At 60.0% G+C, this 18,836-nt stretch carries 17 protein-coding genes; 12 read left to right on the forward strand and 5 right to left on the reverse strand.

What is annotated here, in order from left to right:
• Positions 1-294: 294 nt before the first annotated feature.
• A complete protein-coding gene (locus A3AI_RS0123305) occupies positions 295-1,044 on the forward strand; it encodes an SDR family oxidoreductase (protein ID WP_024517897.1) in 750 nt (249 codons plus the stop codon).
• A 33-nt stretch (positions 1,045-1,077) separates the two neighbouring features.
• Positions 1,078-2,145, forward strand: a complete 1,068-nt coding sequence (locus A3AI_RS0123310; protein WP_198030190.1) for a sigma-70 family RNA polymerase sigma factor — start codon at positions 1,078-1,080, stop codon at positions 2,143-2,145.
• A gap of 224 nt (positions 2,146-2,369) precedes the next feature.
• Here A3AI_RS0123310 and A3AI_RS0123315 read toward each other — a convergent pair whose 3' ends face one another.
• Positions 2,370-3,776 (reverse strand): DUF1254 domain-containing protein, encoded by a 1,407-nt coding sequence (locus A3AI_RS0123315; RefSeq protein WP_036049267.1) that lies wholly within the window; start codon positions 3,774-3,776, stop codon positions 2,370-2,372.
• Between the two features lie 124 nt (positions 3,777-3,900).
• Complete coding sequence (locus A3AI_RS0123320; RefSeq protein WP_024517900.1) at positions 3,901-5,103, reverse strand: OpgC domain-containing protein; 1,203 nt, start codon at positions 5,101-5,103, stop codon at positions 3,901-3,903.
• A 231-nt stretch (positions 5,104-5,334) separates the two neighbouring features.
• Between A3AI_RS0123320 and A3AI_RS47835 the strand changes: the two genes are divergently transcribed.
• From A3AI_RS47835 to A3AI_RS0123340, 4 genes are all read left to right on the forward strand, one after another.
• Positions 5,335-5,508 carry a hypothetical protein gene (locus tag A3AI_RS47835; protein ID WP_156927901.1) on the forward strand — a complete coding sequence of 58 codons (174 nt, stop codon included), beginning with the start codon at positions 5,335-5,337 and terminating at the stop codon, positions 5,506-5,508.
• A gap of 23 nt (positions 5,509-5,531) precedes the next feature.
• The gene (locus A3AI_RS47840) at positions 5,532-5,705 is read left to right on the forward strand and encodes an ABC transporter substrate binding protein (protein WP_245286938.1); all 174 of its coding nucleotides are present in this window, start codon (positions 5,532-5,534) and stop codon (positions 5,703-5,705) included.
• A gap of 645 nt (positions 5,706-6,350) precedes the next feature.
• Entirely contained in the window at positions 6,351-7,199 is an 849-nt protein-coding gene (locus A3AI_RS0123335; RefSeq protein ID WP_024517902.1) for an Npun_R2479 family HD domain-containing metalloprotein, read from the forward strand.
• Positions 7,200-7,397: 198 nt separating this feature from the next.
• On the forward strand, positions 7,398-8,213 hold the full coding sequence (locus tag A3AI_RS0123340) for a Crp/Fnr family transcriptional regulator (protein ID WP_024517903.1): 816 nt from the start codon (positions 7,398-7,400) through the stop codon (positions 8,211-8,213).
• A 139-nt stretch (positions 8,214-8,352) separates the two neighbouring features.
• On the opposite strand, the gene A3AI_RS0123345 is transcribed toward A3AI_RS0123340, so the two are convergent.
• Positions 8,353-9,897 carry a L,D-transpeptidase gene (locus tag A3AI_RS0123345; protein ID WP_024517904.1) on the reverse strand — a complete coding sequence of 515 codons (1,545 nt, stop codon included), beginning with the start codon at positions 9,895-9,897 and terminating at the stop codon, positions 8,353-8,355.
• A 292-nt stretch (positions 9,898-10,189) separates the two neighbouring features.
• On the opposite strand from A3AI_RS0123345, the gene A3AI_RS0123350 reads away from it, so the two are divergent.
• Entirely contained in the window at positions 10,190-10,888 is a 699-nt protein-coding gene (locus A3AI_RS0123350; RefSeq protein ID WP_024517905.1) for an ABC transporter permease, read from the forward strand.
• A gap of 31 nt (positions 10,889-10,919) precedes the next feature.
• A complete protein-coding gene (locus tag A3AI_RS0123355; RefSeq protein ID WP_024517906.1) occupies positions 10,920-11,777 on the forward strand; it encodes an ABC transporter substrate-binding protein in 858 nt (285 codons plus the stop codon).
• 169 nt (positions 11,778-11,946) lie between these two features.
• Here A3AI_RS0123355 and A3AI_RS0123360 read toward each other — a convergent pair whose 3' ends face one another.
• The gene (locus tag A3AI_RS0123360; RefSeq protein WP_024517907.1) at positions 11,947-13,191 is read right to left on the reverse strand and encodes an ABC transporter substrate-binding protein; all 1,245 of its coding nucleotides are present in this window, start codon (positions 13,189-13,191) and stop codon (positions 11,947-11,949) included.
• A gap of 329 nt (positions 13,192-13,520) precedes the next feature.
• Here A3AI_RS0123360 and A3AI_RS0123365 point away from each other — a divergent pair, with 329 nt between their 5' ends.
• From A3AI_RS0123365 to A3AI_RS46380, 3 genes are all read left to right on the forward strand, one after another.
• Positions 13,521-14,333: an amino acid kinase family protein gene (locus A3AI_RS0123365; protein WP_024517908.1), complete on the forward strand. Its 813-nt coding sequence runs from the start codon at positions 13,521-13,523 to the stop codon at positions 14,331-14,333.
• A gap of 12 nt (positions 14,334-14,345) precedes the next feature.
• A complete protein-coding gene (locus A3AI_RS0123370; RefSeq protein ID WP_024517909.1) occupies positions 14,346-15,176 on the forward strand; it encodes an amino acid kinase family protein in 831 nt (276 codons plus the stop codon).
• A gap of 369 nt (positions 15,177-15,545) precedes the next feature.
• Complete coding sequence (locus A3AI_RS46380) at positions 15,546-16,520, forward strand: 2OG-Fe(II) oxygenase (protein ID WP_156927902.1); 975 nt, start codon at positions 15,546-15,548, stop codon at positions 16,518-16,520.
• A gap of 32 nt (positions 16,521-16,552) precedes the next feature.
• On the opposite strand, the gene A3AI_RS47845 is transcribed toward A3AI_RS46380, so the two are convergent.
• Complete coding sequence (locus tag A3AI_RS47845; RefSeq protein ID WP_198030192.1) at positions 16,553-17,314, reverse strand: hypothetical protein; 762 nt, start codon at positions 17,312-17,314, stop codon at positions 16,553-16,555.
• A 536-nt stretch (positions 17,315-17,850) separates the two neighbouring features.
• Here A3AI_RS47845 and A3AI_RS0123390 point away from each other — a divergent pair.
• The gene (locus A3AI_RS0123390) at positions 17,851-18,588 is read left to right on the forward strand and encodes a DUF6065 family protein (protein WP_024517913.1); all 738 of its coding nucleotides are present in this window, start codon (positions 17,851-17,853) and stop codon (positions 18,586-18,588) included.
• Positions 18,589-18,836 lie beyond the last annotated feature (248 nt).

Below are 18,836 nucleotides of genomic sequence, written 5' to 3' on the forward strand. Positions count from 1 at the left end.
TCGGAGCGGAACGACGCAAGTAATCATTATTTTCTTAAAAAACGAAAGAGAAATATTTTTTATCTGAAGACTGGACAACCCAAATCGGCTTGAACGGCCTTGCGAAATCGGGTTTTGCGCGCAAGCGTTTTTGTAGGGCCAGAGGCGGTTCGGAGGGCTGGCAGGGAGCGAAACCGGCCGATCGCGCTCGACAGGCAAATCAAAAAAATTTGGGAGCACCGATGAGTTTCAGCGTTCGCGCCGGTCTTACGGATGAGTTCGGCATCTCAAACCAGCCGAAGACAGGAGGCCCAAATGCCGTCAGTGACAGGCAAGAACATGGTCGTAATCGGTGGCAGCCGCGGCGTCGGGCGGCGGATCGTGGAAGAGGGGCGCCGCAATGGCGCGGATGTGCTCGCGGTGGCGCGAGGTGAGGAGCGGCTCCGCCAGCTCGCCCGGGAAGTCGCGGGCACGCGAATTTTGGCGCTTGACGCAACCGATGAGGGCGCGCCTGCCCGCGTGTTCGATGTCCTCAGGCCCGACATCCTGGTTCTGTGCGGCGGGGCGTTTCCGCCGGCCGCGCCGCTCCATGAGCAGAGCTGGCAGCAGTTTGCCGTCAACTGGGACTGCGACGTCAAGATCGCCTTTCACTTCCTCAAGGCGGCGTTGTCGCAGCCGCTGCCGAAGGGCGCCTCTGTGATCCTGATCTCCAGCGGCGCGGCGCTTGCAGGCTCGCCGATTTCCGGCGGCTATGCCGGCGCCAAGCGCACGCAGCTTTTCATGGCAAACTACAGCCAGAAGGAATCCGATCGTCTTGGCCTTGGCCTGAACGTCATGGCGCTGGCGCCGCGCATGATGCCGGACACCGAGCTCGGAAGCCACGCGGTCGCAGGCTATTCCCGTTATCTCGGCGTATCCGCCTCCGACTTCGTCAAGGGCATGGCGTCGCCGCCGACCGCGACCGATGTCGCAAACGCGGTCCTCGAGCTTGCGACACAGCCGGACCAGTTCAAGGGCAAGGTCTTCATCGTCTCGGCAAAGGGCCTCGAGCCTGCGCCGCCGTAGTGACGCGGTTGAGGCGGATCGCAGGAGGAGCTAATGTCGAGTGTGATGAGCACGGCTGAAACCTCGCGCGAGGAGCGGGCTCGGGCGGTTGCAAGCCAGTCGTTTGCGAAGCTTGCGGAGCCGTTCCGCCACGAGATCAAACTGCATTGCTACCGCATGCTGGGATCGTTGCACGAGGCTGAGGACGCCGTGCAGGAGAGCTATTTGCGCGCCTGGCGCAGCTTCGACGGTTTCGAGGGTCGCGGCTCGTTCCGTGCGTGGCTGTACCAGATCGCCACCAATGCCTGCCTCAATGCACTTGCGAGCCGCAAGAACAGGCGGCGCTTTCTACCCGACCAGCGCGCGCCTGCAACCACCGACATGCCCGACGGCATGCCGGCACCCGACATCGCGTGGCTCGAACCTTACCCGGACTCGTATCTGGAAGGCATTGCCGACGACGCGCCAAACCCGGAGGCGCGCTATGCTTCGCGGGAGGCGGTGCAACTCGCCTTTGTCGCGGCGATCCAACAGCTGCCGCCGCGACAGCGCGCCGCACTGATCTTGTGCGACGTCCTCGGCTGGTCCGCCGTCGAAGCCGCGACGCTGCTCGGGGGATCGACGCCCTCCATCAACAGCGCGCTGCAGCGGGCGCGCGAAAGGCTCGCAAGAACCTATCCCGACGGCCGGCCGCCCGTCGCACCTTCACCTGACGCCGCGCAGCAAAGGCTGCTCGACCGTTATGTGCAGGCCTGGGAGCGCTTCGATCTTGATGGCTTCGTGGCCCTCCTCAAGGAGGACGCGACCTACACCATGCCGCCGCTGCAGCAATGGTATGCGGGGCGGCAGGCGATCAGACGCTTCTTCGGCTGGGCATGGAAAAGCTACCACGGCTGTCGCCTGGTCCCGACGGCGGCCAACGGACAGCCCGCCTATGCGGCCTATACCCGCACCGACGCGGACGGACCATGGGCCGCGCATTCCATCCACGTGCTCTCGCTGGAGCACGCGGCGATTTCGCGGCTGACGCTCTTTTTCAAACCGGACGGCCCGCGCCTGTTTCGGTCGTTCGGGCTTCCGCTCGTGCTGACAGACCCTGGAATCGCCGAGCCACGTCGGTGACGCTACGCAGCGAACGGGGAACGGACTGAACGGATCGGGAGCGCGTAGTCATAAATACGCGATGCCCGCTTTTTCTTGCTTATGATGGACGCGACTGCAAGTCTGGCGGATCTCCGCGAATGGGCGCTCAGGCGACCTTGCTTTTGGCAGTCTCGCACGTCTGCTCTCGGGGTCCCACAAGCGGACAAGTCGCGCGATGACACCGACGCCCTCTCTTGGTGCGCTCAGTTCGCTTCCCTAACCGGCGGCGGCGTCCAAGTGCCATCCATCGCTTCGCGCTTCGGCGAGTAGAGCCGCATGGCGAGGTTGAACTCGCTGGTCGGCGCCGGAAGCCAGTTGCTCTCCTTGTCCGCGCTGGGCGTTTCGTTCTGGATGTAGATGTCGAGCGACCCGTCGGCGTTGAACTTGAGCTTGTCACGGTCCCCGAGCGCAAAGCGATTGAGCGCGTTTGGTGCCTGAAACCCGTCCTTATCGTAGAGCGTGACCGACCAGAAGGCGTCAGCATGCGGCAGCTTGCCCTTGTCGAAGTGCAATATGTAGCGGTTGGCTCCGCTGTAAGGCTTGCCCTCGCCATCCACGAACGAGGCCGGATAGATTGCGTCTTCGGGTAAGTTTACGCCCAGCCCAATCAATGTCGCCATTCCCCGAAGCTTGTAAGCGGTCCCATAAGTGCCGACAGTGCTGGTCTGATAGAACCAGCCATTGACGTGGAGGCCGATACCGGCACCGCTCTTACCAGACTGCTCCAAATCAATAAGTGCATCCCTAGCAGCAGCGTTGATCGTCTGGACGAGCGCCGGATCAAGCTTCGAGGCATCGAAAGCCTTACCCGGCTCAAGGCCAATCTGCTTCATGCGGAATAGTATTGGATAGTCATTCGAGTGCGGTGGGTTTTTCATCGCCAGTTCAGCGAACCGGCTCAGCACCGTAACGCCATCCATGCGGTTCACTTGAACAAGCGGAGGTGTCTTGTTGTCGATAGTCGGGTTTGTCGGAGCACTTGTTGGCGAGGTATAGCTCTTTCCCCATCGGCTGAGCGGCGTAAGCTTGTAGCCGTCCTGCACCTTGTGAACATTCTCGTAGTCGGCAGGCCCGTTGGTCTGCGTCCGCCCAAGTATCCAAATCGTCTGTGTGGGAGCCACGATTTTGGTCATGCCATCGGGGAGCGACCCGCTCCAGCCCGGACCTACAAGAGCGAAATCGCCCGCCTTCGTTCCGGTCGTGCGCGAACCTACGACACTGAAAACATCGGTCCACATGTCGAGCATTGGAAGCAGATAGTAGCGCCCCGCTGTATCCGGCACTGATAACACAATGGGTTCGCGTCCAAGATCAAGCCAAGCCGGTGAGTAGAGCGTGTCGAAATTGTAGCGCACGACATCGCGGTCCTCGGCGCGAGGATAGTTGCGCGCGTGAGCGAATTGATTGATGGGCGCACGTAACGGGATGGTTTTGGCGTCTGGCACGTTCGTCGACTGACGCATGGACACTTCCATGGTAACAATCGGATACGCGTAGACGTACGCGTCGCGAGCTATTTCGTAGGCTTGCTCGTTTGACAGCGCCTGCGCACCCGCTGGAGCGGCGGTCATCAACCCGCAGGTCAGAAAGACGAGAACGGCTCTCTTCATGATTTTACTCCCGGTACTATGTCCTAGCAGGGTAGTCCCGCATGCTGACAGGTCAATGTCCGGGTTGGGTCGCCGATTAGATTTGCTCACGTTGAGTTCTCCGCATTTTGAGCCCAAGCGGTCGTTATGGGCGAGCGGATTGAGACATCGTGGTTGTCGCCTGTTGCTCGCTCAGGAGCGAGCTGCCGATTGCCGGCCGCTGTCCGGGTTTGATGCTGATCAGGTTCAGCAGCGTCGCGCTCACGATCATCGCTACGATGCCAGCGACACTCAACGCGATCTGCATCGCAAGCCCGTTCGAGATGTCGAGCAGGGCCGTGTGGCTGGCGAACGCCAGCAAGACGCCAAGGCAATAGATCGGCAGGGAGTTCTGGCCACAGCGGATCGCGCCGCGCATCACGGGCGTCTTCAGTGCTCGCCAGTTGCGAGGAAGCAACCATGCCGCCAGAACAGCTATGGCCAGAAAATGCAGCAGTCGCAACGGGTCGAGATTCGACTTGTCGAATGAGTGAAGCACCAGCGTTTGCGGGATCAGCGTCTCCAGCGGCTTGATGCGCCAGCTCAGTGCGGTGACCAGGGCAAACAGCAGATAGAGGAGGGCAAGGACAAGCGCGGTGCGTGACCTCACCCACGGCTGGACTCTGTTGCCCTCGATCATCCACCACGCGCCAAGCACAACCAGCAACTGCCAGGCCATCGGATTGAAGGCCCAGTGACTGTTCGGCCACGCCGGGACAGTCCAGCCGAAGACGTGCACCAGCACATAGAGCGTGAGCGAGGCGCCAAGTGTCAGGTTGGGCACCCGCAGCAGCAGCCACAGCAGCGGCGCGAATGACAGGTGAAGAAGCACGAAGATGGGTAGGACGTCGGTGTTGACCGGCCGGTATTGCAGGATCGCCGCGCGTGCGAGCGTGGCGCCCGGCTGATCCAGCAGAATGCGCGTATTGCTCGCGTCGGCGGAAGGACCGCTGCCTACGAGGTGAATCAAGATGGCGCTGGCGAGCGTCAGCAGCAGAAATGCGACATAAATATTCCAGCTTCGTCGCAGCGTGCGGCCAATTACGCCGGTCCAGCCCTCGCAGCGCCATGCCTTGCCATAGGCCAGCGCGCAGGTGACGCCTGAGACAAACATGAATATCTCTGCGGCATCGCTGAAACCGTAGTTCCGCAGTGTCAGCCAGCTGCCGATATTGTTGGGAATATGGTCAAGAAATATCCACCACAATGCGATGCCCCGGCAGGCATCTATTCGCAGGTCGCGGCCCCAGTCTTTCAGCTCGGGCAGCTCGTCGACGAATGGCTCGGGGGTAGAGCTTCGATCATGCATCGCTTACCCCAACCGGCTAGCCGGATCTGGTGCTTACGGCACCACCGATCATTGCAAATTCTTAGTTGAAGCAAAGGCTCGCGAACGTGAAGTGGTTCACCTTCCATGTGCGGCACAGCGCCGCTACGGGAATTCTGCCGTGGTAACCTGATCTTCCATGATAGGTTCGCGCCGCACCCGACCACCGCTTTCTTCGGTGCAGCTCAAAGTCAACTCGCCTGCCGAGGCAATGTGGACGAGTTCGCCAAGGGGGCGACCGTGACCATGAGCGTCAACGGCAGCGAGGTCGCCGAAGGCGAACTGCCAAAAACCATTCCGGTTCAGATTTCAATGGGCGAGAGGCTGGACATTGGCGAGGATATCGGTCCGCCGGTGGCCTTCACTGCAAGCCGCCATTCCCATTAACCGGCAATATCGAGAAAGTCAGGGTGGACCTGAGCGACAATTATGTCGACCGCATCCTGAAGGGCGAAAGGCCAGCGGACATGCCGGTCGAGCAGCCGACCGGTTTCCAGCTCTGCATCAATCTCGTAACCGCAAAGGCGCTCGGGCTTACCATTCCCCCCACGCTGGTCGCCAGTGCCGACGAAGTGATCGAGTGATTGCTCGGTGACGGCCGAAGACGGGACCCAAAGCGGTCCTCAACCACAGCGCCACGGTGCGCGCTTGTATCTCCTACCAGTACCGGAACCACGCCGGAAGCGTCACCTCTTGATTCCCATAGCGTATCACCGGCACCGGAGGCGGGCCGTATGGATCGATCCGGTCGTCCTCAGGTCGGTAACGATATCGTGGAACAATATAAGAATCCCAGTAAGGCCTTACCACGGGCACCGGCACGACAAGCCTCTCCCGTGGTGCACGAACGACTCTGGCCTCTTGCGCATGGGCTGCGCCACTAAACGTCCCCAAGTTGCCCAGCACCAGGGTCGTTCCGAGAGCGAACGCTACGGTCATTATCCTCATGCCTCGGCCTCCTTGCCGCAGACGTAGGTCAATGAGCACCTACTCATGATCGTTCCGGCCGCGGGGGACCATCGCATCAATGGACAGCTCGCTCGCCGCTAAACGACTCATAGCACGGCAAGCTATTCGTTTTCTACTTCCTTGAACGACCGCCCCCGTCCCATCCGCGAAGCCGCGACAGGGTCCTTTTGCGCTCGGCCGTGCTCTGGGCGAATTCGCAGAACCAACAACCCGTGACGACGCACTCGAACCGGAATAGCATCCGCGCATTGGAGGCGATCATGTTCAACCCAACTCAAATTGTCATCCAAGCGTTCGTCGAGCAACTTAAAGGCAAGTACGGCCAAATCTACGGAATCCTCGAGCCGGCCTATCCGGACATCATTAGTTTCGTCGGGCGCCTCGCGTTGGAGAATATCGCCAATAGCGATGCGGCCTACCACGACATGAACCACACCATCATGGTAACGTTGGTCGGTCAGGAGATTTTGCTGGGGAAACATACGAGCGAAGGCGGCGTTAGGCCGCGCGACTGGCTCCATTTCATGATTTCGCTTTTATGCCACGACATCGGCTATGTGCGAGGGGTGTGTCGGGGCGACGGAAATGGGCTTTATGTCTGTAATGAAAACGGTGATCTCGTGCAGATATCTGCTGGGGCCACGGACGCATCCTTGACCCCCTATCACGTCACGCGATCCAAGCTCTTTGTTCGTGAACGTTTCGGCAAGGTGAGCTTGACCCACATCGATACGGAAGAAATCGAGGCAAACATCGAGCACACCCGCTTCCCGGTACCGGCGGACGAGGAGTATACCAACACGACAGACTATCCCGGCTTGCTGCGCGCCGCGGATTTGATCGGTCAACTGGCCGACATTGACTATTTGCGCAAGACCTCGGCCTTGTTCACCGAATTTCGGGAGACCGGTGAGTGCGGGAGACTCGGATATCAAACCCCCGATGATCTACGCGCAGCATACCCTGCCTTCTTCTGGAAGGCCGTCTGCCCGTATGTCGGCGACGCACTTCGATATCTGCGGGTCACGCAGGAAGGCAAGCAATGGATCGCGAACCTCTATGCGCACGTGTTCTCGGAAGAACACCGTGGAGCCATTACCGGGGCATAGCCGGATGGCCCAGCTGGCGGGGGCGGTGGGTCTCCAGCGTCGAGATCCACACTTATATATTTATATTCTACGGTTCAGCGCTACACGCGCGGCAAAACCGACTAATTGATAGATTGCATCGGCGCTAACCGGCTTCGACCATCTGCATCCGAGATGTCCGACCAATGACGACGGCCGTTGCGCGCACGGGAGGATACGATGGAGCTCAGCGCAGATTTTTCGACGATGCTGGACCGCATTCTCAATACGGCGGCGGATAATCTCAGGATCGCAAAGATTCTAGTTCAAATGGGGCTCGATCCCAACAACATCACCTCCGACGCACTGTTCAATCGGCTGGGCGAAATCGGGCTGGCCAACATCACGCTCGCCAACATGTTCGCCTTGGTCGGCGCCATCTTCTTTGTTGCCACCTTTCTTATCCAGACAATGGTGCCACTGCGTATCGCGAACATGGTAGGCTGCACATTCTTCGCAACCTTTGGCGCCCTCTCAGGAAACGTCGCCACCTTTCTCCTTTATCTGCTGTTGCTGCCGATCAACGCCGTGCGACTCCGTCAAATGCTCAAGCTCGTTAAAAAGGCGCGTAACGCGACGCAGGGCGACATGTCGATGGAATGGCTCAAACCGTTCATGACCGAGCGCAGATATCGCCGGGGCGACAGATTGTTCAGGAAGGGCGATGCGGCTTCCGAAATGTTCCTCACCGTCACGGGAAAGTTTCTGGTCAAGGAAATCAACGTCGAGCTTCCGCCAGGACGTCTGATGGGAGAGCTCGGCTTTCTGACGCCGAATAACCAACGCACCGGGACGGTCGAGTGCATCGAGGACGGGCAAGTCCTGACCATAACTTATGAGAGGCTGCTTGAAATCTACTTTCAAGATCCGCAATTCGGCTACTACTTCCTCGTCCTGACCAGTCAGCGCCTCTTGGAAAACATCGCGCGACTCGAAGAAATCATCGCGCAACAAAAGGCCGGAGGGCAGACCGCAGCCTCAACTGGCATCGCTTGAACAGGGCCCAAAGCAGTCAACGATGTCGGGCACGACTGCGACTTGGCGGGGAGGGCAGGTTCTGCGCCCCAACCGGACGTGCCACCAGGCGGCTTTCACCCTGAGCGACCGCGCGGACCTGCGCGCGGCGTGCCGCGTCTCACCACCGCCAGCCCTGTTGCACCGGACGATAGTACTGACCGGCGGGCTGGCGCATATTGCCGGCTTGGGGGGCCGGATTGGGCTGGAAAAAGAAGCCAAAGCCGTTGTCGCCCCAGGAGTTGGCGCTCGCAACGGGGACTTCGACCGTAGGCCGGCGCGTAATAAAGCCGCCCTGGGGCTGGTTGCTCAGCACCGCAACGAACTCGGTGCGATAGTTGGTCTCGCTGCTCAGCGGCTCGTCCGAGACGATGATCGAGGATCGCGGCAAAACGGTCGGAGCGATGCGGTCGAGCACATCGTGCGGGATGGTGATGCGGTCGAGCGCGTCCTTTGCGTCGTCGCCGTTGTCGATCGTGACCGCAGTCCAGCGCAGGCTCGCGCCATCGGGCGCCATTGCCGTGAACACATGCGTGCCGATCGGCTTGTCGGGATCGCGGATTGTGACCGGAACCTCGATGGTTGCATCGAACACCTCGCCCCCGTCCGGCCACGGCTTGTGCGTGTCGCGCCGCACATAAAGTTTCTTCGTCGCGCGACTGATGTAGACCGAGACCGGCTCGAGCGCGAGTTTCGCAGCGCTCGCTGCCTTGGCGGTGTCGACCTTTCTGACCTGGGCCGCCTTGGCCGCATCCTTCGCGGCGGTGGCGGCGTCGAGTTTCGACTTCGCATCGGCCTTGGCGGTGTCGAGCTGGGCTCCCGCATCCGCGGCCTTGGGGGCGGCCTTCTGCTTAAGGTCCTCAGCCTTCGCCCTCGCCTGGTCCGTCTTCGCGGCGGCGAGCGCCTTGTCGGCGAACGCGAGCTCGGCGTCGGCGCGGCTCTTGAGCAATTCCAGCTTGCGCAGCGACGCCGTGAGCGATGTTGTCTCGCGCGTCGCTGTCGCGGCGGCCTTCTTCGCTTCGTCGGCCGTCCTGGCGGCGTCTTCGGCGTCGCGGGCGAGCGTCTCGGCGCGCGCCGGAGCAGCCGCGAGGGCCTCCGCGTTCGGCACGAACAGCGCCGGGTGGGAGAACTCGACCGGGGCCGCGTCGTTCGGTGCGATGATCACCCGCATCCCGATCCGTGTCTTGTCGAACAGGTCCTCCGCAAAGCCGTAGGGCATCCGTACGCAGCCGTGCGAGGCCGCATACCCGGGCAGCGGCCCGCCATGCAGCGCGATGCCGTTCCAGGTGAGGCGCTGCATGTTCGGCATCCAGGCATCGTCATAGAGGGTCGAGTGGTGATCCTTGTCCTTTTCGATGACGGCGAAGACGCCGGCTGGCGTCTCGCGTCCGGTGATCCCCGTCGACACCGGTGCGCGCAGGATCCAGCCGTCGGCGTCGTAGAACGTGACCTTCTGGGTCTTGATCGACACGATCGCCATGATCGGCTCGCCCGCTTCGCGCGGCGCTGTCGCCTCGATGGTGGCTGCGGGGCGCGCCTGCCGCGCCGCGGCACTGGTGGTCAGCGCCGTCAGCGCGGCCATCGCCGCGAGTGTCACGACGGCGGGCGACTGCAGCCTTTGCCGCATCGCCGCGGTGGGGTGCGCCATTGTCAATCGATTTGCCATGCCATGCCCTAGCTCAAATGCCTGTCCGCGCTTGCGTCGATCAAGTGCCAGATCGCAATTGACGGATTACTAACCGCCGCCGTCATCCGCGCTGCCAGATTCGATCCTGGGAACCATTATGCGCACATTTTGATGCAAATTTCTCATATACGACAGCCGGCGCAAGAGGAAGGTTATCGCGGCTGAAATTGGCCCGCAGCGCCGCCGCCCGGCGCGACAGCTCCCCTTGCAATGATCCAGAGCGAATCAGCCTTATTTTGCGGCTTTGCGCAGATGCGGCTAAATGCGTCACATGAATGAGTTTGCCCAGGCGCTCGATACGGCTGTCAGCCTTATTTGCCATCTTGACGCGGAACTGCGGGAGATCGTCTTTCTCTCGCTTGGCGTAAGCTTGACGGCAGCCCTCCTTGCCTTCGTGGTCGGGGCGCCTCTTGGTACTGCGCTGGCCATCTATCGCATCCGCGGCAAGAGTATGCTGATCGTAGTCGCGAACGCACTCCTTGGACTGCCACCCGTCGTGGTCGGGCTGGCCGTCTATTTGCTGCTATCCCGGTCGGGCCCGCTGGGATCGCTCGGAATTCTCTTCACGCCGACGGCTATGATCGTTGCGCAAGCCATTCTCGGTGTCCCAATCGTCGTTGCGCTCGTTCATCGAATTATGGTGGATGTATGGGCCAGCTACGGTGACGCGCTGCTGGTCGATGGAGCTTCGCGCCTGCGTGCGAGCTGGCCGCTCATGTGTATCGGGCGCGAGGGGTTGCTCACTGCGTTTCTGGCTGCGTTTGGCAGGGCAATCGCGGAGGTGGGTGCGATCATCGTCGTTGGCGGCAACATTCGCGGCTATACCCGCACCATGACCACCGCCATCGCGTTGGAGACAAGCAAGGGAGATTTGAGTTTCGCGCTTGCTCTGGGCATCATTCTCGTGATTCTCTCGATGACCGTGAGCGCGGTGAGCTTTCTCCTGGGGCGCGTCCTGACCGGTCGCTGAAACAGAGAATAATGCAAGGGAGGTCGCTCACATGAAGCGCTTGTTCAGTTCATTTTGCGTATTGGCAACGATTGCAGTTGCCTCGCTGAGCGCACAGGGCTGGGCGCAGAACCAGTCGCAGAACCAGTCGCAGAACCAGTCGATCGTCGTTGCTTCGACGACGTCAACGCAGGACAGCGGCCTATTCGGCTACCTGCTCCCGATCGTCAGGCAAAAGACGGGAATCGAGGTGAAGGTACTTGCTCAAGGTACCGGCCAGGCGCTCGACACGGCGCGTCGTGGCGATGCCGACGTGGTCTTCGTTCACGCCAAATCGGCCGAGGAAAAGTTTCTCGCGGAAGGCTTTGGCGTGAAGCGCTATCCCGTGATGTACAATGATTTCGTGGTTGTGGGGCCGAAGGAGGATCCGGCCGGAATCAAGGGCAAGGACGTCTTGACGGCCCTGCAAACGATAAAGACCAAGGCTGCGCCTTTCGTCTCACGCGGTGACCGTTCCGGTACCCACATTGCCGAGCTTAAGCTTTGGAATGAAGCTGGCATCGACATCGCGAAAGACCACGGCTCCTGGTACAAAGAGATCGGTCAAGGAATGGGGCCCGCATTGAATATGGCGTCGGCTTCGAATGCTTACGTGCTGACCGATCGCGGCACGTGGCTGGCGTTCCAAAACCGCGGCGACCTCGCCATTCTGGTTGAAGGCGACAAGCGCCTGTTCAATCAATACGGCGTGATGCTGGTGAATCCCGCCAAGCATCCGACAGTCAAGGCCGACGCTGGCCAGCGCTTCATTGACTGGCTGGTTTCGCCGGAGGGACAGAGCGTGATTGCCGGTTACAAGATCAATGGCCAACAGCTCTTCTACCCCAATGCGAACGATCCCAACGCCTGAAGACGCTCACGGTCTTCCGTGGCCCTGCAGGATTTTTTTCCCGGTCGTACTTGTGCTGATCGCGGCAGCCCCGCCGGTGATGACACAGGAGAGCTGGCTGAACAAGTGCGGGCGCGGATGCATGGCCGGGACGGGCCCGGCCATGCCGACGTGATGCCTGGCGTGCGTCTTACTGCGACAGCTTCACGAAATCCGGGAACTTCAGCTTCCCTTCCGCGATCGGCTGTGGCCAGACCGTGACCTGCTTCTCGTTCTGCCACTGGAACACGAGGCCGGTGACGAAGCCAGGGCCCGACTTGATGCCGTGGGTGAACTCGTCGTCCTTGCCGTAGAACTGGATGCGGCCGATGGTGCCTTCGAAATTGGTCTTCTCCATCTCCGCGACCATCTTGTCGGGATCGGTTGAGCCGGCGCGCTGGATGGCCTCGGCGATGATGTAGACGTCGTCATAGGAGGTGTATCCGGTATAGGCGGGCGGGGTGCCGAATTTCGCCTTGAAGGCGGCTGCGAAGGGTTTGGTCTTCGGGGTCACCGCGACGTCGGGCGTTGCGACCGCAAGCGACGGCACGCCGTCGGCGGCGCCATTGGTGTCCTTCCAGAAGGTCGGGCTCAAGGCCTGCGCGCTGATGCCGAACAGCGCGACCGGCACCTGCTGGTTCTTCCATTGCACCGTCGGCTGCACCCCGACATGGGAGATGCCGGTGACGATCACGTCCGGCTTCTTGGCTTCGATATTGTTGAAGATCGGCGTGAAGTCGGTGGTATCAGGCGAGAAGCGGACGTGGTCAAGCACCTTCAGGCCCGCTTTCGGCAGGCAGGCCTCGTAGCCGATATCGAGCGGCTTGGTCCAGGCGGCGTCCTCGCTCATGATCGCAACCGTCTTGAACTTGAGGCTATCGACGAGCAGATCCTTGGTCGCATCACACACGAGCTGCGCCTGCGCCGCCGAGGTCAGGTAGCCGTGGAAAGTATATTTGTTCTTCTCGTAGTCGTTGTGGATTGCCTTGGTGATCTCGTTTGACGCCGCGCCGGGCGTGATCAGCGGCATCTTCAGCCGCGCCGCCCACGGCTCGAGCGCCAGCACCACCTCGCTGATGTAGCTTGCGATGACGGCGGAGACCTTGTCCTCGCTCACCGCGCGCTGGAACGCGCGCACGGAGTCGGCGGACGAGCTCTTGTTGTCATAGGTGACGATCTCGATCTTGCGCCCCAGGATGCCGCCCTTGGCGTTGATCTCGTCGGCCGCGATCTGCGCGCCGCCGGGCGTCGCCTGGCCCGCGATCGACTGCACTTCCGCGATCACGCCGATCTTGATCGGATCGCCTGATTGGGCGTGGGCGGTGGTTGCGAGGAGGCCCGCGGTGATGGCGGCGAGGCCGGTGGCGGACCACCTCAACTGGCGATGATGGTTCATCTCTTTTTCTTCTCCCTGACGATTCTTGCTTGTTATGGTCACTTACTTGTTATGGTCGCACCGCCGGCAAGCGGCTGCGCTCGAGGCAGACTACGCAATGCGACCGTCGCTTGGGAAGCTGCACCTTTGTCGCTAGCGGGCCTTTCAGGTATGCGTGGGCCGGATGGGGGCTTCGGGAGAGGTAGGCGGGAACGGCCTGGTCCATCGCCTCGACGGCAACAGGCTTGATCGCGCTCCGTAAGTGAGTAAGACACCAGTCGATAGCAGTCGCGAGGCAGTCGGGCCGCTAGGCAGTGCTGCGCGCAGGGCAAAAGAAGGGACGTCGCCTCATGGCAAAAACGACGGCGGAGCTCGAGACGCTCCTGATGCAGCGTTCGCTCACGGATCCCGAGCTTGTGGCCGCTGTTGACGCGGCGCCGGACTTCCGGATCCTGCCTGAGGCAACTGTGATCAAGGTCGGCGGACAGAGCGTGATCGACCGCGGCCGCACCGCGGTCTATCCGCTGGTCGAGGAGATTGTCGCGGCCCGCAACGCCCACAAGCTTTTGATCGGGACGGGAGCTGGCACAAGAGCGCGGCATCTCTATTCGATCGCGGCCGGGCTTCGCCTGCCGGCCGGCGTGTTGTCGCAGCTCGGCGCCTCGGTTGCCGATCAAAACGCGGCGATGCTGGGACAACTGCTTGCCAAGCACGGCATCTCCGCGGTCAGCGGCGCCGGTCTCTCGGCCGTGCCGCTCTACCTTGCCGAGGTGAACGCGGTCATCTTCAGCGGCATGCCGCCCTATAGCCTCTGGATGCGTCCCGCGCCCGAGGGCGTGATCCCGCCCTACCGCACCGACGCCGGATGCTTCCTGGTTGCCGAGCAGTTCGGCTGCAAGGCAATGATCTATGTGAAGGACGAAAACGGCCTCTACAGCGCGAACCCGAAGACATCGAAGGGCGCCACCTTCATCCCGAAGATCTCGGTGGCGGAGATGAAGGCGAGGGGGCTGCAGGACTCCATCCTCGAATTCCCGGTGCTCGATCTGCTGGCGTCCGCCCGCTACGTCCGCGAGGTGCAGGTCATCAATGGTCTCGTCCCTGGCAACCTGACGCGTGCGCTCGCCGGCGAGCATGTCGGCACCATCATCACTGCGAGCTGAAGGGAGCAACCAATGGATGACATCAGCCAGATCAAGCATGTCGCTTCGCCGCTCGCACGCCAGACTCTGCTCGACGGTAATCTCACCCGCCCGGTCGCCGGCGGCCGCCCGATAGCACTGCTTCCCTGGGTGCAGGTGATCAAGATCGGCGGCCGCTCCATCATGGATCGCGGCCATGAGGCGATCCTGCCGCTTGTGGACGAATTGCGGACGCTCCTTCCGGAGCATCGCCTGCTCATCCTGACCGGCGCCGGCGTCCGCGCCCGCCATCTCTACAGCGTCGGTCTCGACCTCGGCCTGCCGGTCGGCTCGCTTGCGCCGCTTGCCGCAAGCGAGGCTGGCCAGAACGGCCATATCCTTGCGTATCTGCTTGCGCCCGAAGGCGTCTCTTATGTCGAGCACTCCACCATCGCGAGCCAACTCGCCATTCACCTGTCCGCGGCGCGTGCGGTCGTGGGCAGCGCCTTTCCGCCGTATCACCATCACGAATTCCCGACCTCGCGGCTGCCGCTGCACCGGGCCGATACCGGCGCGTTTCTGGTCGCCGACGCGCTGGGCGCTGCGGGATTGACGATCGTGGAGGACGTGGATGGCGTGTACACCGCCGATCCTAACGGGCCCGACGGGAAAAAGGCGCAGCTGCTTCGCGAGACGAGCGCGGCCGAGCTTGCCAAGCACAAGGGTACGCTGCCGTTCGATCCTGCGCTCCTCGAGGTCATGGCCAACGCGCAGCACATCGCGCGCGTGCAGGTCGTGAACGGGCTGGTCCGGGGCCGGCTTACGGCAGCGCTGCGCGGCCAGCATGTCGGCTCGATCATTCATACCGGCGCGCGTCCGGCCTGAGTGCTTCAAACAGCAATGGACCGCCTGCGGTAGCGGCGGCCGTTCGTCCTTCGAGACGGGGCCGGGCCACGCTTTCAGAAGTTCAATGCGGCCAAGATCGGAAGTTGCGCGCGCAGGGCCAGTTTCGCGCTTCAGTATTTGATCTTTGCTCCGGCGCCGTGCGGTGCACAATTTAGGTGCTCAGAGTGCCTCAAGGTCAAGACAGCCTCGATAGTAAGCTTGTGAAGCATCAGGTTGGGGTATTTCAAGCGCACTACCAGGAAGCAGTTGTCCGTGGCGATCAGCTTCTCAAAATCACAACTCAGCAAGAGCTCTGCATTTGCGGTCTTCTGATTTAGAAAGTAATCTCCAGTTGCATCACTATAGCTGTTGCCGCTGAAAACTCCTGACAAGAGCATGCAACCAGTTCTTAAAACAACTGAGTCTATCTCTGCGGCGTATCGGGTAGTTGATGATTTTTTGCCGAGCAATCTGGCTCAAGATCTTCGCAGTAGCGTAGATACACACTTCGCAGAGCCTTACAAACACCAGGCAGATACGCATCAAGTCTGGAATTATTGGTTTGTCCCCAATAGGTATACTTATTTGCGAACATCGCCTGAGAGAATATTGGGCCACGCCAACGTCCAACGTTTCCTCGAAACGCTCCGTAGTTGGTCGCTCGGCGCGCTCGGACTCGGGCAAATCTCCTGGCCCTTTCTCAGTCTCTACGTCCCTGGCTGCCACCAGGGCCTGCACAACGATGCTGGTAACGGCCGCTTTGCTTTTGTGTATTCGCTTACGCTTGATGCACGCCGTACTTTGGGAGGGAGTACGATTTTTCTTAAGGATGCCGACTTCATCCGCAGTCGCCTACGCGTGCCGTCGAGCAGCGAGCATCTGTGTCAATCGATTGAACCTCGGTTCAATAGATTGATCGTTTTTGACGATCGCCTGGTGCATGGGGTCGAGCGCGTCGAGGGCTCGATGGATCCGTCTCACGGGCGGCTTGTGCTGCATGGCCATATTAGAGAGAGCGGTCCGACTGCATCGGGCGGGCTGTCAATAGGTCTCCTGTCTCAAGGTATTCGAGACGCCGTAAGCGACTTTCTTGACGAGAACCTCGCCAGCGCCAGCGTATGCCATGGGCCCCTTGTCGTCCGCTTCGAGATATCGACGTCCGGCACTGTTACCGACTGTCGAACGGTGCTTGACCGTGTCATTTACGAGAACGAGGCAATAGCCGACCGGGCACCTCTCCAAGCTAGCCTCGTCAATCGTCTTGAGCGCCAAACATTTCCGCGGGCATCAAGCCCGACTATCGTCACTCTACCAGTAACGTTTGGCGGACCGCTTTCGACCTGATTGTGCCGCGCGAACGCTGCTCCGCTTGATCATCAGTAGGCGCCGTATACGTAGTAAGCTTCGTATATATTCCAAAAATCCGTCGACATCGTCTCGTGACAATCAGGTGAGCTCCAATTGTCAGCTTCAAAGGTGTCGAGATCCTTTTTGCCAATGGTGAGAGTACAGGTCACCGAAACGGGATTGATGCCATAAATGTCCGCTCCCATGGTGATCCTGACTTCAGGATTCTTTTGCACGGCCATTTTGAAATCGTCCCATTTTAGCTCCGTGCGTGTTTTTTTGCATTTTTCATCGTTGTTGGCGCATACGACCGCCCGCGGCAGAAATAATACTTCGTGGGTGACAGCGCTTCCCGCCATCAGTGCAAAAGGGCCGGCATCCCCTTTCTTTTCAGATTTGAATTTACCTCCTACCACCTGAGTATCGACGTAATCGTGTGCGGCATATTGGTATTCGTTGCCATCGATTACAAATCGCAACCATTCGTGACGAACGGCTGCATTGTAGCCGGTCGGCGCGCTGTTGACGTAACTCAAGACTGCACCAAACAGGACAAAGTTTTGGCCACGGAAGAACTGATTCCAAGTTGGCGTACTAGCGATGTCAACCTGTTCAGTCGCGAACAGCACGACACTGGGGCCGCGAAAATAGTCTCTGAGCTGCGCGAGTAATCCGATGGAAGAGAGAATAAACGCGACAAGCGCTAAAACGTCTGTAGTGCGTTTGACCTGAAGCGGCCCTAACCTCCAGGTCGGCTCAGATTGCGATGGTCCTTCAGGCACAGCAGGCAAGTTCACTTACTAAGGAGGTGGCCCAACCGGCGGACTTCGCGGTTCGTCCATCGCAACATGCTGTTTAACGACTGTTCCAGAAATTGCGTGTCCAGAAAAGTCACCAGGCACAAGTTCGCTCCCCAAGAGCGATTGCAATATCGCTAGCCTATGCGGTGCCGTTTCGTGCACTGGCTCAGTGGGAGTCGACGTGTTCTCGGATGCTCGGACCGAGGAACCAAAAAAACCCAACCCGGCTGGAATAAGCAGGACACGCATAAGAGCTCTTTTGATGCGTCTCGCGGCCATGTTGACCTCCAAGAGTTCGGTAAAACAAATGCAATGATGAAATACGTAACGACGCCAACTTGGCGTCGGCAGACAGCCTGTGGTTGCGGAGGATTGTCCTCAATAAAGAACCTGTCAAGCCGGAAAATCGCAGCTGCTTGACGTTGTACCGAGCGTTGAATTTTTCGGAGGCTATGGTCTGCCAGTTTTGCGTGCAACTTGGAGTGCTGCTTGCTATCGTGGTGTCTACGCCAACGTGGAAGAAGATAATGCGGCTAATTTGCTATCCTACAAAGGACGAGCAACCCAACATCGTGCCTGCTCCGAGAGAGCGAGATTGGATGGAGCGGACGCGTGATCGGTTTGCTTATCGATGTTTGCCGCTCAATGTCGCCAACGAGTATGGCTGGCTGCTGCTTAACACCCACCCGTTCGTAGCGGAGTGGAGCGGCGGCGATGAGATTGGCGCGGTATCCATCAGAAGTTTGGAGCCGCGAGCCCGGACGATTGCTGTCAGTCATTTTGGGCAAGGAGTTTTGACCTTTTCTGTGGATGCTTTATTCCAGACTGAGCCTGGTTATGACCTCGTCGCCACCGGGCCGTTGAACTCGCCCAAGGACGCGATACAGCCGCTGACCGGCGTTGTAGAATGCGATTGGTGCCCGTTTACGTTCACAATGAACTGGATTTTTACGCGAAAACGCGCGCCCATAACATTTGAACGCGACGAGCCCTTCTGCATGATCTTTCCGGTCCAAAGGGGATTTTTGGAAACAGTTGAGCCAGAGTTTCGCTCTTTGGAGAGAGACCCTGAACTCGCTAGGAACTACAAGGTTTATGCACAGAGCCGCCTTGAGTTTAATCGAACTCTGAATGTGCCGGGTTCGGATGCCCAAATAAAAAAATGGCAGAAATTTTATTTTCGCGGTTTGGCGCCGGGTAAAGCGGCTCCTCCTGACCATCGCGTGCGGGTCAGATTGAAAGAGTTCCTGACAAAGGCGGACTAGATCATGATCCGGAAAAGTGTGTAGCGGCTTTCCGGAAAGATCATGCTCAATCAAAGACCTAAAGCGCGATCACGATTCAACCAAATCTCATCACGCTTTAGGACTCTCCAAGCATCCTGTCACCTGAAAGTATGCGCGGAGCTCGGCAGGTCCTATCCAGTGGCCGCGTTCGACGCGCCGCCCGCACGTGTGGGCGCCGCTTCTCGTGCCACCGCCTACCTCCAGGGCAAGCGCGGGTGGGGCGTACT

Origin of the sequence: Bradyrhizobium sp. Tv2a-2 (assembly GCF_000472425.1) — a bacterium.
Lineage (GTDB): Bacteria > Pseudomonadota > Alphaproteobacteria > Rhizobiales > Xanthobacteraceae > Bradyrhizobium.